The sequence below is a fragment of the Rhodococcus sp. SGAir0479 genome (assembly GCF_005484805.1).
GTDB lineage: Bacteria > Actinomycetota > Actinomycetes > Mycobacteriales > Mycobacteriaceae > Prescottella.
The window spans coordinates 569,795-584,786 of sequence record NZ_CP039432.1 but is presented as its reverse complement, the minus strand read 5'-3'; the positions used below and the strand labels follow the sequence as shown (position 1 = coordinate 584,786).

The 14,992-nt window shown below is 68.2% G+C and carries 12 protein-coding genes and 1 pseudogene; 6 read left to right on the top strand and 7 right to left on the bottom strand.

The genetic code is table 11. The features are described 5' to 3' along the window. Positions 1-2 precede the first annotated feature (2 nt). Entirely contained in the window at positions 3-689 is a 687-nt protein-coding gene (locus E7742_RS02820; protein WP_137797543.1) for a HEAT repeat domain-containing protein, read from the top strand. On the opposite strand, the gene E7742_RS02815 is transcribed toward E7742_RS02820, so the two are convergent. Further along, positions 678-1,061, bottom strand: coding sequence for a winged helix-turn-helix transcriptional regulator (locus tag E7742_RS02815; RefSeq protein ID WP_441346875.1), 384 nt, complete (start codon positions 1,059-1,061; stop codon positions 678-680). The two genes, E7742_RS02820 and E7742_RS02815, sit on opposite strands and share 12 nt — an antisense overlap. A gap of 300 nt (positions 1,062-1,361) precedes the next feature. Between E7742_RS02815 and E7742_RS02810 the strand changes: the two genes are divergently transcribed. Further along, positions 1,362-2,549, top strand: coding sequence for an MFS transporter (locus E7742_RS02810; protein ID WP_254699146.1), 1,188 nt, complete (start codon positions 1,362-1,364; stop codon positions 2,547-2,549). A gap of 113 nt (positions 2,550-2,662) precedes the next feature. Here the strand turns inward: E7742_RS02810 and E7742_RS02805 are convergent, their stop codons facing one another. Beyond that, positions 2,663-3,826, bottom strand: coding sequence for an alpha/beta hydrolase family protein (locus E7742_RS02805; RefSeq protein ID WP_175420390.1), 1,164 nt, complete (start codon positions 3,824-3,826; stop codon positions 2,663-2,665). Between the two features lie 304 nt (positions 3,827-4,130). On the opposite strand from E7742_RS02805, the gene E7742_RS02800 reads away from it, so the two are divergent. The 3 genes and pseudogenes from E7742_RS02800 (at position 4,131) to E7742_RS02790 (ending at position 7,702) form a co-directional block, all read left to right on the top strand. Beyond that, a complete protein-coding gene (locus E7742_RS02800) occupies positions 4,131-4,340 on the top strand; it encodes a DUF2945 domain-containing protein (protein ID WP_137797539.1) in 210 nt (69 codons plus the stop codon). Between the two features lie 693 nt (positions 4,341-5,033). Beyond that, a pseudogene (locus E7742_RS02795) lies at positions 5,034-6,401 on the top strand (DUF222 domain-containing protein). Positions 6,402-6,577: 176 nt separating this feature from the next. Continuing rightward, positions 6,578-7,702 carry a winged helix DNA-binding domain-containing protein gene (locus E7742_RS02790; protein ID WP_137797538.1) on the top strand — a complete coding sequence of 375 codons (1,125 nt, stop codon included), beginning with the start codon at positions 6,578-6,580 and terminating at the stop codon, positions 7,700-7,702. Between the two features lie 5 nt (positions 7,703-7,707). Here the strand turns inward: E7742_RS02790 and E7742_RS02785 are convergent, their stop codons facing one another. The 5 genes from E7742_RS02785 to E7742_RS02765 form a co-directional block, all read right to left on the bottom strand. Then, positions 7,708-8,358 (bottom strand): hypothetical protein, encoded by a 651-nt coding sequence (locus E7742_RS02785; protein ID WP_137797537.1) that lies wholly within the window; start codon positions 8,356-8,358, stop codon positions 7,708-7,710. Next, positions 8,342-10,081 carry a GMC family oxidoreductase gene (locus tag E7742_RS02780; RefSeq protein WP_137797536.1) on the bottom strand — a complete coding sequence of 580 codons (1,740 nt, stop codon included), beginning with the start codon at positions 10,079-10,081 and terminating at the stop codon, positions 8,342-8,344. Before E7742_RS02780 ends, E7742_RS02785 begins: the two co-directional genes overlap by 17 nt. Beyond that, positions 10,078-11,601, bottom strand: coding sequence for a flavin-containing monooxygenase (locus E7742_RS02775; RefSeq protein ID WP_137797535.1), 1,524 nt, complete (start codon positions 11,599-11,601; stop codon positions 10,078-10,080). Before E7742_RS02775 ends, E7742_RS02780 begins: the two co-directional genes overlap by 4 nt. Continuing rightward, positions 11,598-12,179: a TetR/AcrR family transcriptional regulator gene (locus E7742_RS02770; RefSeq protein WP_137797534.1), complete on the bottom strand. Its 582-nt coding sequence runs from the start codon at positions 12,177-12,179 to the stop codon at positions 11,598-11,600. Before E7742_RS02770 ends, E7742_RS02775 begins: the two co-directional genes overlap by 4 nt. Positions 12,180-12,271: 92 nt before the next feature. Further along, positions 12,272-13,033, bottom strand: coding sequence for a CPBP family intramembrane glutamic endopeptidase (locus E7742_RS02765; protein WP_137801017.1), 762 nt, complete (start codon positions 13,031-13,033; stop codon positions 12,272-12,274). A 235-nt stretch (positions 13,034-13,268) separates the two neighbouring features. On the opposite strand from E7742_RS02765, the gene E7742_RS02760 reads away from it, so the two are divergent. Further along, positions 13,269-14,966, top strand: a complete 1,698-nt coding sequence (locus tag E7742_RS02760) for a fumarate hydratase (protein ID WP_137797533.1) — start codon at positions 13,269-13,271, stop codon at positions 14,964-14,966. Positions 14,967-14,992 lie beyond the last annotated feature (26 nt).

Here is a 14,992-nt window from a genome sequence, read left to right as displayed (position 1 = left end):
CCGTGAGCAGGGCGCAGTGGCGAGCTGAACTGCAGAGCCGGGACCCGTCCGCGTGGGCTGCGTTCCTGACAGACCATTCAGGTCTTCCCGGCCCCCGTGCCAACACCGATCTGGCGCTCGCGGTCGCAGAGGTCGCAGACACCGCCACGATCGAGCGGCTCCTCGGTGCCGACGACGAGTATCTGCTGTTCTGCGGCGCCGTCGGACTGGCGCGTCGGATCGAGATCCGCGGTGCGCTCCCCCGAGTTCGCGCGCTGGCCGCCGACGACCGCTGGCGTATCCGCGAAGCAGTGGCGATGGGCCTGCAACTGTTGGGAGACAACGATGTCCGACAACTCTGCACGCTGTGTCTCGAGTGGTCGAAGGATCCGGATCCTCTGCTCCGCCGCGCCGCCGTGGCCGCACTGTGCGAACCCCGACTACTGCGTAGTCCCGACGCGGCGGCCGTCGCCGTCCAGGTGTGCCGCAATGCCACCGATTCGATAGCGGCACTTGCCCCCGAAGACCGCCGGGAGCGCGACGTCCGGACACTGCGCCAGGCACTGGGATACTGCTGGAGTGTCGCCGTCGCGGCGAACCCGGAGCCCGGGCTGGCCGCTTTCGCTCAACTCGACGAATCGGATCCGGATCTGCGCTGGATCGTCATCGAGAACAAGAAGAAGCGACGGCTCGCGCGCCTACTGGGGTGACATCGCCTCGCCGGTTCCGGCGCCTTCGGGGCCTATCTCGGCGATGTAAGCATGGCCCCATCTGTTGAGTTCGGCCACGAATCCGCGCAATCCCTCCCCCAGTTCGGTGAGCGAGTACTCCACGCGGGGAGGCACTTCGGCATACACCTCACGGTGGACTATGCCGTCCTGCTCGAGGTCGCGCAGCTGTCTGGTGAGGACGCGAGGCGTCACGTCCCCCACCCGGCGCCGAAGCTCTCCGTAACGGAGGGGACCGTCTAGCAGGTGCTTGACGACGGTCATCTTCCACGCGCCGCCCAGCACGGCCACGCTCACCTCGACGGGGCAGACCGACAGGGCCCGGCGGATCGGATCTCGGACAGTACGGTCCACGTCGCTCCCCTTCCGGTGTTGCAGTGCAAGTCTTCTGGACGACATCCCTCACGCTCTCCACCAGTGATGGTATCCGGACGGACCCTATGGACGCAGATGTGCGTACTTACCTCGATCGCTTCCGACTGGTAGACCGGACGCCAGACCCGCCGCCCGGCGCTGCGGCAGGGGACAACCCGTCGAGGAGGAGATGTGTTCACAGAACGCGAAACGCGTCCCCGTCCGGCCCCGACTGTCGGCTTCCGAAGGGTGCATCCGGCATGGAGAATGTTGGCGGTTGCCGCTTTCGCGCTTGTTGCAGTGGGCTCCTTCACCACGATCGGGGGCCTCGTCACCGATCCCCTCGTCAGCGACCGTGGATGGAGCAGGACGGGAATAGGCGCCGCCGTGGCCGTCAACATGGTGCTGTACGGCGCCGTCGCACCCTTCAGCGCTGCCCTCATGGACCGCTACGGTCTCCGCCGCACCACCTCGGCCGCTCTCGCTCTCCTGGTGGCGTGCTCGCTCTTCACCAGCTTCATCACGCCATCGGTGTTCTGGTTCGTGCTCTGGTGGGGCTTTGCAGTGGGTGTCGGAACCGGTTCAGTCACAATGGTCTTCGGCGCCATCGTGACGAACCGGTGGTTCCGGTCGAAGATCGGACTGGCCACCGGATTACTGACGGCCGCGAGCGTCGTCGGCCAGTTCGCTACGCTCCCGCTGCTCTCGGTGATCTTGGGCCGTACGGACTGGCGGGGACCGATCCTGACGGGCGGCGCACTGGCGGCCTTCGCGCTCGTCGTGGTGCTCGTCGGGCTCGCAGACAGCCCCCAATCGATCGGTACGCTGCCCTACGGGGACGACTCCGAACCGCCGCGCACGCCCGGAACCTCATCGGAACCGCGCGCGGACAATCCCTTCCGGCGGACCGTGGACGCACTCGTCTTCTGCCTGCGCGACGGCAGGTTCTGGGTCCTGGCACTGATGTTCGCACTGTGCGGGGCCACGACCAACGGCCTCATGTGGAGTCATTTCACGCCTGCAGCGCACGACCACGGCATGCAGGTGACGGTAGCCTCGAGCCTTCTCGCCATCATCGGGTGCGCGAACGTCCTGGGTACAGTGGCCGCGGGGTGGCTCTCCGATCGAGTGCAGCCGAGTCTCCTGCTTGCAGTGTTCTTTCTCGGACGCGGTGTCTCCCTCGCTGCACTTCCGGGTCTGTTCGCCGGTGACCTCCACCCGAATCTCGTGGTGTTCGCGGTTGTTTTCGGAATGTTGGACGTCGCAACGGTTCCGCCGACGCTCTCGCTGTGCCGGCGATACTACGGTCGAGGCAGCGCGCTCGCCTTCGGCTGGGTCAGCGTCTTCCACCAGCTCGGCGCGGGAACGATGGCTCTGGCCGGGGGTGTCATCCGGCAGATCGACGGCTCCTACACCTGGGTGTGGACGCTCGGCGCGTCTGCGTGCGTGGTGGCAGCGCTCCTCGGCGCGAGCACGTCGCGGGCGTGACGAGGTCTCGTGCTGCAGGCCGCGTCAGAGCGTGTTCGGGCCGTGACGACGGTCCACCAGATCTGCGGCGGGGGGGGAGCACACTCGGCCGACGGCCCGTCCTGCCTCAGTGCTCAGCGGACGTATCGCACTTCCGGGAACGCCTCGTCGCTGCAATCGAGAAGGGGTGCGGGCTGGTCGCGCAGGAATCGATCGAACATCGCGGCCACGTAGGTGCGCACGATCTCGTCCGCCCGGGCGGACGAGATCGTCCCCAGATACGGTCCGGCGACTTCGGCGGCGATCGAAGCCGGGATCGGCGGCAGGAGGCCGGGAACGTCGGTGAAGCTGTAGTGCCCGGCGCCGCTCAGCTCGAGTTGCCGCTTCCAACCGCTGCTCTTGTCCCACAGCGCATTCCAGTACGTATCGGGCTCTCCCGCGGACAGGCTGCGACTCGACATGAGCATGATCGGTCGATCCGAACCTGCTGTCGGGGCGGCTCCGGGGCCGGAGTCCGACCCGACCGAACCGTCGAGGCTGACGCCGGCCGCGACGCGCGCATCGCGGCGCATCACCTCGGTGGTGGTCACCCCGCCGAGTGAGTGCCCGAACATGCCGACGCGGGACAGATCGAGTGCCCGGCCCAGCCCGTCGGGAAGCGGGCGCCCCTCGGCAGCGGGATTGCCACCACCCGCCACGTCCGCGAGTTCGTCCAGTACGAACTCGCTGTCGGCCACCCGCGCGTCGAGCGCCTTACGCCCCCACTCCCCCGGTTCCTCGGGACCGGTCGGCATCGCAGCAACCTCGAGCCGACCATCGGGGAACTCGACCACCTGTGCGTCGTACGTGTGGTCGACCGACACCACGACGTACCCTCTGCTCGCCAGATCTTCCACGAGGCTCGTTCCGAACATTCGGGGCACTCCGACGCCGGGCGAATAGAGGATTACCGGCAGACTCCGTTCGGGTGTCGAGTCGATCGGTGCACCCCGGTGGGCGTGGGTCCACAGACCCGGAAGGGTTTCGACATCGATGGGCAGACCTGCCTCGGCGGCGATTGAGCGCACTGCGGCCGGCGGAAAATCGGACGACAGGTAGCGCGCCAGTGGGGTGCCGGCGTCGGGCGCAGCCGGATAGGTGACGGTGATCATCAACTCCCGCGGCCGTCCCGGATTCCACGGGTCGGGCCGCGTCTCGTCCACGAGGTGCAGGGTCGTGCTGCCGACCTCGTGCGGGCCGGAGGGCGCCGGCACGGCGAACATGCGGTCCCCGGCGACCGGTCGCCCGTCACCTGCCACTTCCGCACCAGGCCCGGCGGCCGTCGCGACGCCGCCCGATGCACCCCCGACCAATATGGTTGCCAGGACGCACACAGCCCTGCCCCGCCAGGCAGTCATGATTTCCCCTCCGCGTCGACCGACACCTTGCCCCGAACCCTGTCACTGTACGACCGGATACAAACCTAACGAGCCTCGGGACGCGGCCCCGTCGGCTGGAGCGCCTGCTGCCTCCGGAGTTCGGACCCGGGGATCGAAATGCCCTCCCCGGCCGACTGCGGATCCCGCTAGCCTGGCGAACACACCTACCGAACGGAGGAAGAACGTGGCATCAGATTTTTCCGTCGGCGATCACGTGCGGTGGAACTCCGAAGCCGGTTACGTCGAGGGCGTGATCACCAAAGAGCACACCCGCGATGTGGAGTTCAAGGGTCGCATGCGCCGATGCAGCGAGAGCGAACCTCAGTACGAGATCGAAAGCGACAAAACCGGTCATACCGCGATGCACAAGGCGGAGGCTCTGACCAAGCTGTAGCGCGGGCCGGCCCCGAGACGGGGTACCAGCCGGCCTCGGCCGCACGCCTCTGTCGTAGCCCGGCACACGCGGCCATCGGTCCGTAGGATTCCGGATCGTACGGGCGCCCCGAGAGGGATGCGCTCGGCGAGGCCGAGATTCGTCGAAGACGATGGAGGAGCAGATATGTGGATGCTGTTCGGACGACCGGTGCGCCGGTGGGTGGCACTTTCGGTGGCACTACCCCTCATCGCCGCCGTTCTGTCCTTCATCGGACGAAAGATCCAGCAGCGGAAGGGCCACCCGACGAAGACGTCGAAAGCGCTGGTCGGTACATCGAACTTGTTGAACAGGCGTCGACGCAAGAGCAAGAATTCCGAACACTCGGCGGACTCGTCCGGACGCTGACCGTTCGGCCAGAGGGTCGTCTCGCGGGTGCGGCGCGGCCGGGGAAGGTGTCGCACCGCCCTCGGTTCCGGCCCGAGCTTGTCCCGAGAAGAGACTCGGGAGTCTCGTAGAACGAGGTCACCGCGTCGGGGATTCGAGCATTCGACGACGCTGTCGCGGTGAGAGCAGGACCTTCATCATGCCGCGGACTGTGAGGACGTGGTGCGGTCGTCGAGCCTGCCCTCAACCGTGAAACGCCTGGTGGAACCCTATCGCCACCCCCTGGATACCATTGACTCGAACACCAGTTCGAAGTACGCTAGGCGTATGAATCCGGGGGGACTCAACAACTCGAGCACCGCAGCCGCCGCGTTGCTGGACGACGATGCGGCCCCCCTCGCCCAGATCACGCTGCTCCAGACGACGGTGGAGATCCGCCACGAGATCGAACGCCTCGAGGCACTGTGCGTGAAGGCGGTCGCCAGAATCGACGAGCAGGCCATCTCGTTCGACACGCTCGGATTCCGCAGCGTCAAGCAGTGGCTTGCCGCCAATACGTTGTTGGAAGTGCCTGCAGCGGCACGGATCCTGGCCCTGGGCCGGGCATTGAGCCGTGAACCCGGTATTGCCGAGGCGCACGAAAACCGTCAGATTTCGTCCGAGCATGCCGCCCTGATCAGCAAGTTCTGCGAGCGGCCACCCCACGGCATGCCCGCCGAGGCACTGCCCGACTGCCGCCGGCTGCTACTCGACTGCGCAGCGCATCCGGCGGCCACCACGATGAGTGTGCGCACCTGCATCTCGCGGCTCGAGCGGATCTTCGAATCCGACGAACTCCCGCCCAGTGAGGACGCCGACCGCAACGAGTTCCATGCCTCGAAGACGTTGAACGGACGCGTCGCGGTCAAAGGCGACCTCGACGCAGTCACCGGGGAGATGTTGCTGACGGCGTTGTCCGCGCTGACCAAGCCGCGGAATCCGAGCGACGACCCCGCTGCGAGCCGCACCGCGGGACAGCGCCGAGCGGACGCGTTCGCCGAAATCCTGCGCCGCTACCTCGACTCCGGTGACGCGCCCATCGAGGGCGGCGAGCGGCCGCACCTGTCGCTGCACGTGAACGCCGAGACCTCGCCCGCGCCGACCACGACCACAACAACCACGAGCAGTGGACGACCCGAGATGCGGACGACGACGCGCCGGACCTGTTCGACGGCAGCGGATTACACCGAAAGGACGTTGCCCGCCTGCCGCACCTCGGGCCGCTGACCATCGCCACCGCCCGCCGCCTCGCCTGCGACTGCCACCTCACCCCCGTGGTGATGGACGACGGTGTACCCCTGAACCTGGGCCGCACCACCAGAACCGTCTCCAAGAAACAACGCCGCGCGCTGATCGCCCGCGACCACGGCTGCGCCTTCCCCGGCTGCGGAGCACCACCCGCCCACTGCGAAGGCCACCACATCCACCACTGGGCCGACGGCGGCCCCACCGACCTCGACAACCTCGTCCTGCTGTGCCGCTACCACCACCGACTTCTGCACCACAGCCACTGGGAAGTACAGATCGGCGCCGACCACCACCCGCCCCCAAGCACTCCGTGCAGGGGGGACCCCCAGGTTCACCCCACCGTCACTGGTGGACCCGTACAAGAAACCCATGCCCGCGCACAACCGCGCCGGACCCCACGCCGCCTGAATCACGACTTCTCTGGACAACCGAACACCGTTGGAGCCGACACTCGGGGTTCGGGTGCCGGCCACAACGGCGAGGCCCCCGGCGTCGACTCGAGTCCACCGCACGCCTCCGTTGCCGCGTACAAGCATCGTGATGAGCACAGCGTCCTGTCTGTGACCGCCCTTACACTCACCGTCATGACCGTCGAAGTGTCTCGTGCTCAGGTGCTCTCGTACCGCTGGCACGCCCAGCAGCTCGATCGGAAGGTGGGAGTCGCCACCGGACCCACCGACTGTGCCGTGCTCGACCTCGGCATCCAGAACACCGGACCCGACGGCGCGGCCTGGGCGCTGTATTTGCGCGGCGCACCCGCCGACACGGGGAACGACCTCGCACTGGCGTGGACGTTGCGAGGCGCACCGCACTGCTATCGCCGCACGGACCTGGCCGCGGTCGCGACGGCCACCGCGCCTTTCTCCGACGCGGATGCGGCCAAACGAATCTTCGACGCGAACCGGCCGTTGAAGGCCGCGGGGATTCCGACGCTGGAGGCACTGCGGGCGGTCGCCACCGAGATGCGCGACATCGTCCGCAACCCCACCGTCAAGGGTGAGATGTCGTCGGCGCTCACCGCCCGGATGGACGTGCCGTATCTGCGGTTCTGCCGCCCGTGCAACGCGACACACATGTACGAGATGCCGTTCCGGCTGGCCGCGCTGCAGGCCGGACTGGAACTCCGACCTCAGACGTCCCCGCCGGTCCTCCAACGCATACCTGGGTGGCGGCCGGCACCGTACGCGCACACCGGGGCGGATGCCGACGCCCGGTTCGACGTGATCCGCGGCTACCTGCGATTCTTCGGCCCGAGCGAACCGAAGGCCGTCGCAGCGTACGTCGACGCCCCCGTCAAGGACGTCAGGCAGCACTGGCCGACGGATGCCACCGCAGTGACCGTGGACGGGGCTGCCCGATGGATTCTCGACACCGACCTCGATATGCTGCTCGATCCGCCGATGGACGAGTCGGTCCGGCTGCTCGGTCCGTTCGATCCGTACCTGCAACTGAAGGATCGCGAACTTCTCGTCGCCGACGAAGTACAGCGGAAGGCTTTGTGGCCCACACTCGGCCGTCCCGGTGCGATCGCGGTGGGTGGGGAGATCGTCGGCCTGTGGCGGCCGCGGACTTCCGGCAAGAAGCTGTCCGTTGAAGTCACCCCGTGGGCAACGCTGTCGCGGGCGACGCAGACCGGCATCGACGAACAGGCCGAAGCCCTCGCCGACTTCCGGGGAACTGCGCTGGGCGCGGTCGCCGGCGCCTCGTGACGGCGTCAGCGCACGATGCGCGCGGGCCCCGTCCGCATGTGGCCGGTCTCGATGACGATGCCGGGATGCACACCGGGGCGCAGCCACCGCCCCAGTGTGGGTCCCGCCGACTCCACCGCCACCCGCGCGATTCGAAACCGTCCGCGTAGCCGCGCGCGGGCGGTGGCCAGCCCGCCGTCCGGAAGCGGCTGCGCGAACCCCAGAACTCCGGCGATCGGTAGCCGGAGGCCGACGGGTCGCGCTGTGGCCTCGACCCGCCAGTCGTCGCCGTACGCCGCCGATGCACCGATCACGTCGCCGCTGAAGGTGGCCAGCACCTTCGGTAGGTTCCAGTGCTCGCGCCCGCCGTGTACGGACGAAGCCGAATCGACCGCGATGAACGGGACGGCCATCGCGGGCAGAAGCCCGACCCGTTTGGAAGGCATGCGAAGCACCGGGCTGGCGAGCACTTCGCGGTACGGGCCGACCGGCGAATCGAGGTAGTCGACCATCATTGCGAGCGTCACCGGCAGCACCCGTCCCCCGGGGCCGAATGCCGCCGCGTCAGGCGCGGTCCGATGCCACCAGAGCGTCGCGCGGACGTCTGCCGGCCACGGAGGCGGCGGGCTGACGGGCCAGTCCGCCCGGGCGTCTTCGCTTTCACGCACGCTCCACATGAGCTCCCCCTCCGTCGGTACGAACAGCATCGGCCGGTCGGCCGACCGCAACGATCGGCAGACGTAGCGCGCCCGGGGCTTCGGCGGGCACGACGGGCCGCACCGGCGCGACGGGGTCGACCGGGACGTAAGACGAACCCAGCTTCGGGCGCCTGTCGTCCTCCCCCCGGTTGGGCCACAACGCCATTGCGCGTTCGGCCTGGGCGGTGATCGTCAACGACGGGTTCACCCCCAGGTTGGCGCTCACGACCGAGCCGTCGACCACATGAATGCCCTCTTGCCCGTACGCCCGCAGATACGGATCGACGACGCCGGTCCGCGGACTGTCACCGATGACACAGCCACCCAGGAAGTGCGCCGTCATCGGGATGTTCACCAGGTCCAGGATCGAACCGCCGGCGTCCCCACCGATGCGGTCGGCCACCTTTCTGATCACGCGGTGCCCCACCGGAATCCATTCGGGCGGCGCCGCTCCCGGGCCCGGACGACTGGTGATCCGCCGACGGCCGAACACGCTTCGTCTGCCGGCCAGTTCGAGCGAGTTGTCGTCGGTCTGCATCACCAGCGCGATGACCGTGCGCTCGGACCAGTGGCGTACCGACAGCGTCCGCAGGAACGCACCGGGGTTCCGCAGCGCGACGCCGACCGCCTTCAGGAGCCGCGGGGTTCGTCCGCCGCCGTCGGTGAGAAGCGCCTGCAGCAGGCCGATAGCGTTGCTGCCCTTGCCGTATCGCACCGGTTCGATGTGGGTGTGGTCGTCCGGGTGGAAGGACGACGTGATCGCCACGCCGTGCGTGTAGTCCACCGTGCGGGTCTTCGCGGCCGCGGCAAGCACGGCTTCGGAGTTGGTCCGCACCACGGTGCCCAGCCGTGGCGACAGCTGCGGAAGCACACCGCGGTCCCGCATCGTCAGCAGGAGCCGTCCGGTCCCGTATGTGCCGGCCGCGACCACCACCTGGTCCGCCGTGAAGGTGGTGCGGCGCTTCCGTACACCGCCGGTCCTGCGGGTCGTGATCGCGTATCCGCCGCCGGCACGCGGCCGCACCTCCTCCACCGTCGTCATCGGGTGGATTGCCGCGCCCGCGTGTTCGGCGAGATACAGGTAGTTCTTGACCAGCGTGTTCTTCGCCCCCACCCGGCAGCCGGTCATGCAGCTGCCGCACTCGGTGCAACCGGTTCGCTCGGGCCCGGCACCGCCGAAGTACGGGTCGGGGACGCGTTCCCCGGCTTCACCGAAGAACACCCCGACCGGCGTCGTGGTGAAGGTGTGCCCCACGCCCAGGTCCTCGGCGACCGCCCGCATCACGTCGTCGGCAGCCGTGGTGGTCGGGTTCTCCCGCACGCCCAGCATCCGTTTGGCCTGCTCGTAGTACGGTGCCAATTCGGCTTCCCAGTCGGTGATCCCGGCCCACTGCGGGTCCTGGTAGAACCCGGACGGCGGCTGATACAACGTGTTGGCGTAGTTGAGGGATCCACCGCCCACGCCGGCGCCCGCCATCACCAGCACGTTCGGCAGAAGGTGCATGCGCTGGACGCCGTAACAGCCCAGCCACGGCGCCCACAGGTACTTCCGCAGTCGCCACGACGTCTCGGGCAGTTCGTCGTCGGCGAATCGTCGGCCGGCCTCGAGCACTCCGACCCGGTATCCCTTCTCGGTCAGCCGGAGGGCGGCGACACTACCGCCGAAACCCGAGCCGACGACCACCACGTCGTAGTGGGTCATGCGTGTGCCTCCGCCGCCGCCGGGTCGGCGCTGCCGATCGACCCGAGCCGATAGTTCTCCACGTCGAACCGCCGCGTTCGCCTGCGGAACCGCCACGTGTAGGTCGGCCACATCACCGAGTTGCGACCCCTGTGGTCCAGATACCAGCTGTCGCAGCCGCCGGCGTTCCAGACCGTGCGCGCCAGTTGCGGGTCCAGCCCGGCGTTGTAGCGGCGCTGCGCGCTCGCGGTGACCTCGACGGTGGACACACCCTCCGCGGCCATCACCCGCAGGGCGTCGGCGATGTACGCGGCCTGCGATTCGAGCATGTACACGATCGAGCTGTGCCCCAGATTGGTGTTGGGGCCGTACATGAGGAACAGGTTCGGGAATCCGTGAACGGTCGTGCCGAGATGCGCCGACGGACTACCCGCCCAGTGCTCGGCCAACGTGCTGCCGTCCGCGCCCCTTATGTGCCGCGCGACCGGCGGCTCGGTGGGACTGAAGCCGGTGGCGAAGACGATGGTGTCCACGGGATGTTCGACGCCGGCGTCGTCCACCGCCCCGGTCTCGGTGACCGCGGTCAGTCCGGAGGCGACCACGGTGACGTCCGGCCGGGTCAACGTCCGCAACCAGTCGTTCGAGAGCAGGATGCGCTTGCAGGTGATGGTGAACTTCGGCGTCAGCGCGGCACGCAACGTGTCGTCGGGCACCTGCTCGCGCAGGTACGCCTCGGCGTGCCGCTGGAACAACCGCAGCAGCCAGAGGTGGTGGGCCATGCCGACGACATAGCCCTCCTTCTGGGCGTACACCGCTCCTCGCATCACCTTCTGGGTGACCGGCAGCGCGCGGAACAATGCGCGTTCGAGCCGGGAGATGGGACGGTCGTGCTTGGGCAGCACCCATGCGGCGGTCCGCTGGAACAACGTGAGGTGTTCGACGCGGTCGACGATCTCGGGGACGAACTGGATGGCCGACGCGCCCGTCCCGACGACGGCCACCCGTCGGCCGCTCAGGTCGTGGTCGTGGTTCCACTGCGCGGAGTGGAACATGACGCCGCGGAACTTCTCGAGCCCCGGTACGTCCGGCAGGCGCGGCGCCGACAGCGCACCGGTCGCGGCGACCAGGACGGTGGCGGTGAGGGTTCCCGCTCCGGTGCGCACTCGCCAGTGCCGGGCGTCCTCGTCCCATTGGGCGTCGAGCAACTCGCATCCGAGCACCGTCCGGCTCGTCACGCCCGTCTCGTCGGCGACGCGGCGCAGATACGCGTGAATCTCGGGTTGGCGACCGTAGGCGTACCGCCAGTCCGGTTCGGGGGCGAACGAGTAGGAGTAGAGCGCGCTGGGGACATCGCACGCGCAGCCGGGATAGGTGTTGTCGCGCCACGTACCACCGACGTCGTCGGCACGGTCGATCACGAGGAGATCGGCGCGGGGATCCTCTCGCAGCAACGCGGCCGCCAGGCCGATGCCGCCGAAGCCGGCGCCGACGACGAGAGTGTGGACGTGCCGCGGGAGGGTGGGCTTCTCGGTGGTGGTCACCTGGTCACCATCGCTTTCCACGCGGGCAGCAGCCGGTCGCGCAGCTGCCGGTCGGCATCGGGGGTTCGGAACAGGGCGGACACCGCCAGCCCGCGGGCGATCTCGATGCTGAGATCGACCGCGTCGGGGCTCATGCGGTCGCCGACGATCTCGGCGAAGCCGAGGCGCAACGCGTCCCCGACCTTCCGTTCGAGCGGGATCATCGCCGCGTGCAGCGCCGGGTCGGTCCGCGCAGCCACCCACAGCTCGAGCGCCGCGTGGAACAGCGGTCCGGAGAACGCGTCACATAGTGTTTCCAACGCCAGATCAGGATCGGGACGGGCGCCCAGGAGCTCCGCCATCCGCTTGTCGACCAGATGGCCGACCGCCGCGACGACGAGGGACTCCTTGGTGGGGAACTGGTGCAGCTGTGCGCCGCGGGACACCCCCGCCCGCTTCGTGACCGCCTGACTGCTGGTGCCCGAGTAACCGGCTTCCACCAACAGCTCGATCGTCGCGTCGAGCAACTTCTCCCTGGTGGCGGCGCTGCGCTCCGCCTGCGTGCGGGACGGCGCCTTCGCCTCTGTGGTCTGCGTCACAAGCCGACTGTAACCGCGAACTTACAAACAGTCCAGACTGTCGGCAAAATTGGTGACGACGTGCCACCGAGGCTTGGCCGGAGCGGGACCGCTCAGGCCAGGGACGTGTGCCAGACCAGCGCGGCAGCCAGAGCGCCGACGCCGTTGAGTGACCAGTGCAGCGCGATGGGCGCGAGCAGACTTCCGCTGCGACGACGCAACCAGGTGAAGACGAAACCGGCGAACGCGGTGGCGGCCACCGCGCCGGCGATGCCGAGCGCCTGGCCGACCAAGCCCCCGCCGAGTACCGCGCTGAGCCCCTGGTTGCCGGACGTGAGACCGAGCGACGACGCGATGTGCCAGAGCCCGAACAGCAGCGACCCGGCCGCGAACACCCCTCGGGCCCCGGACACGCGGGACAGGGTGCCGTGCAGGACGCCACGGAACGCGAGTTCCTCGGGAATCACCGTCTGCAGCGGAATGACGATCATCGACGCCACGAGCGCACCGGAGATGGTGGCGTACCGATCGGCCATGAAGAACTGCCGGGTGACCGGCAGTGCGATGCCGACGGCGACGACGGCGAGTACGAGGGCCACCGAAGCGACCGCGTAGAGCGTGCCCTTCCGCCAGTGCCGGGGCGAGAGGCCCAGTTCGGCCCAGCCGAGACCGCGTCGACGCGTGAGGCCCACCAGCACGACGGCGGCGATGGGGACGGTCGCGACGCTTGCCCACACGGTGGTGAAGTGCGCGATGAGATTGGTCGTGACGAGCACCGCCACGACGACCGCCACATCCAGCCAGGCGTGCGCGGTACGGATGCGATGCAGGCCGGTCGGATGGTCGGCTCCGGCGTTCACGGTCGCGACGTTCATGCGGTGTGCAGCCCCCATCTCGCGCTCACCCGGTACTGGGTATCCACGGATTGTTATCAGCCTGTTACTCACCCCGAGAGTACGCCGGCCCCGTCCCCGGCGCCGTGAACCACGGCACACCCCCACGGAGTCACTTTCGATGCTACGGTCTCGCGCCCCGCCCCGGTTCTGGCGTGGAAACCGACGCCGTTAGCCTGATTACGAACTTCACAGCCCCGTGTTCAGGAGACATGAGATGCCGGAATTCCTCTACGAGGACCTGCTGCCGATCGGTGAAGACCCCACCGAGTACCGGCTGCTCACCACCGAGGGGGTGTCCACCGTCGAAGGACCGGACGGCCGCACCTTCCTGAAGGTTGAACCCGAGGCCATGCGGCTGCTCACCGAGACAGCGCTGCACGACATCTCCCACTACCTGCGCACGGATCACCTGAAGCAGGTCGCGAGCATCCTCGACGACCCGGAGGCGTCGAACAACGACAAGTTCGTCGCGCTCGACCTGCTCAAGAACGCCAACATCGCGGCGGCCGGCGTGTTGCCGATGTGTCAGGACACCGGCACCGCGATCGTCATGGGCAAGCGCGGTCAGCACGTGCTCACGCCCGGTGACGACGAGGAGTCGATCGCCCGCGGCGTCTACGACGCGTACACCAAGCTGAACCTGCGCTACTCGCAGAACGCTCCCATCACCATGTGGGAGGAGAAGAACACGGGCAACAACCTGCCGGCGCAGATCGAGCTGTACGCGGACACCGCGAAGGGCCACGAGAACTCCTACAAGTTCCTCTTCATGGCCAAGGGCGGCGGATCGGCCAACAAGTCGTACCTGTACCAGGAGACGAAGGCGATCCTGAACCCGGACTCGATGATGCAGTTCCTCGAGGCCAAGATCCGTTCGCTCGGCACCGCGGCTTGCCCGCCGTACCACCTCGCGATCGTGGTCGGTGGTACGTCCGCCGAGTTCGCGCTCAAGACCGCCAAGTACGCGTCGGCGCACTACCTCGACGAGCTGCCCACCGAGGGCGCGATCACCGGGCGCGGCTTCCGTGACCACGAGCTCGAGAAGAAGGTCTTCGAGCTCACCCAGAAGATCGGCATCGGCGCACAGTTCGGCGGCAAGTACTTCTGCCACGACGTTCGCGTCGTCCGACTCCCCCGCCACGGCGCCTCGCTGCCCGTCGCGATCGCCGTGTCGTGCTCGGCCGACCGCCAGGCGAAGGCGAAAATCACCCCCGAGGGCGTCCTTCTCGAGCAGCTCGAGTTCAACCCGGGCCAGTTCCTGCCCGAGGTCACCGACACCCAGCTCGACTCCGAGACCGACGGTGTCTCCGGCACCGGCAAGGGTGCCGCGGTCAAGATCGACCTCACCAAGCCGATGCCGGAGATCCTGGCCGAGCTGTCCAGGCACCCCGTCAAGACCCGGCTGTCGCTCACGGGCCCGCTGGTCGTGGCGCGCGACATCGCGCACGCGAAGATCAAGGAGCGCCTCGACGCCGGCGAGGAGATGCCGCAGTACCTCAAGGACCACCCGGTGTACTACGCCGGACCCGCCAAGACCCCGGACGGCATGGCGTCGGGCTCGTTCGGCCCCACCACCGCCGGTCGCATGGACTCCTACGTCGAGCAGTTCCAGGCCGCGGGCGGTTCGATGGTCATGCTCGCCAAGGGCAACCGGTCCAAGCAGGTCACCGACGCGTGCAACGCGCACGGCGGCTTCTACCTCGGCTCGATCGGCGGCCCCGCGGCGCGCCTGGCGCTCGACTGCATCAAGAAGGTCGAGGTCATCGAGTACCCCGAGCTCGGCATGGAGGCGGTCTGGAAGATCGAGGTCGAGGACTTCCCGGCCTTCATCGTCGTCGACGACAAGGGCAACGACTTCTTCGCCCACACCGGCGAGGTCACGCTGACGATCGGCAAGCGTCCCGGCATCTGATTCGGCCGAGACCCTCGATCCGCAAG

What these genes read in the sequence shown, in the direction of transcription:
- E7742_RS02785 (WP_137797537.1), bottom strand. Translation starts at nt 8,358, where the DNA reads ATGTGGAGCGTGCGTGAAAGCGAAGACGCCCGGGCGGACTGGCCCGTC.
- E7742_RS02780 (WP_137797536.1), bottom strand. Translation starts at nt 10,081, where the DNA reads ATGACCCACTACGACGTGGTGGTCGTCGGCTCGGGTTTCGGCGGTAGT.
- E7742_RS02790 (WP_137797538.1), top strand. Translation starts at nt 6,578, where the DNA reads ATGACCGTCGAAGTGTCTCGTGCTCAGGTGCTCTCGTACCGCTGGCAC.
- E7742_RS02765 (WP_137801017.1), bottom strand. Translation starts at nt 13,033, where the DNA reads ATGAACGTCGCGACCGTGAACGCCGGAGCCGACCATCCGACCGGCCTG.
- E7742_RS02760 (WP_137797533.1), top strand. Translation starts at nt 13,269, where the DNA reads ATGCCGGAATTCCTCTACGAGGACCTGCTGCCGATCGGTGAAGACCCC.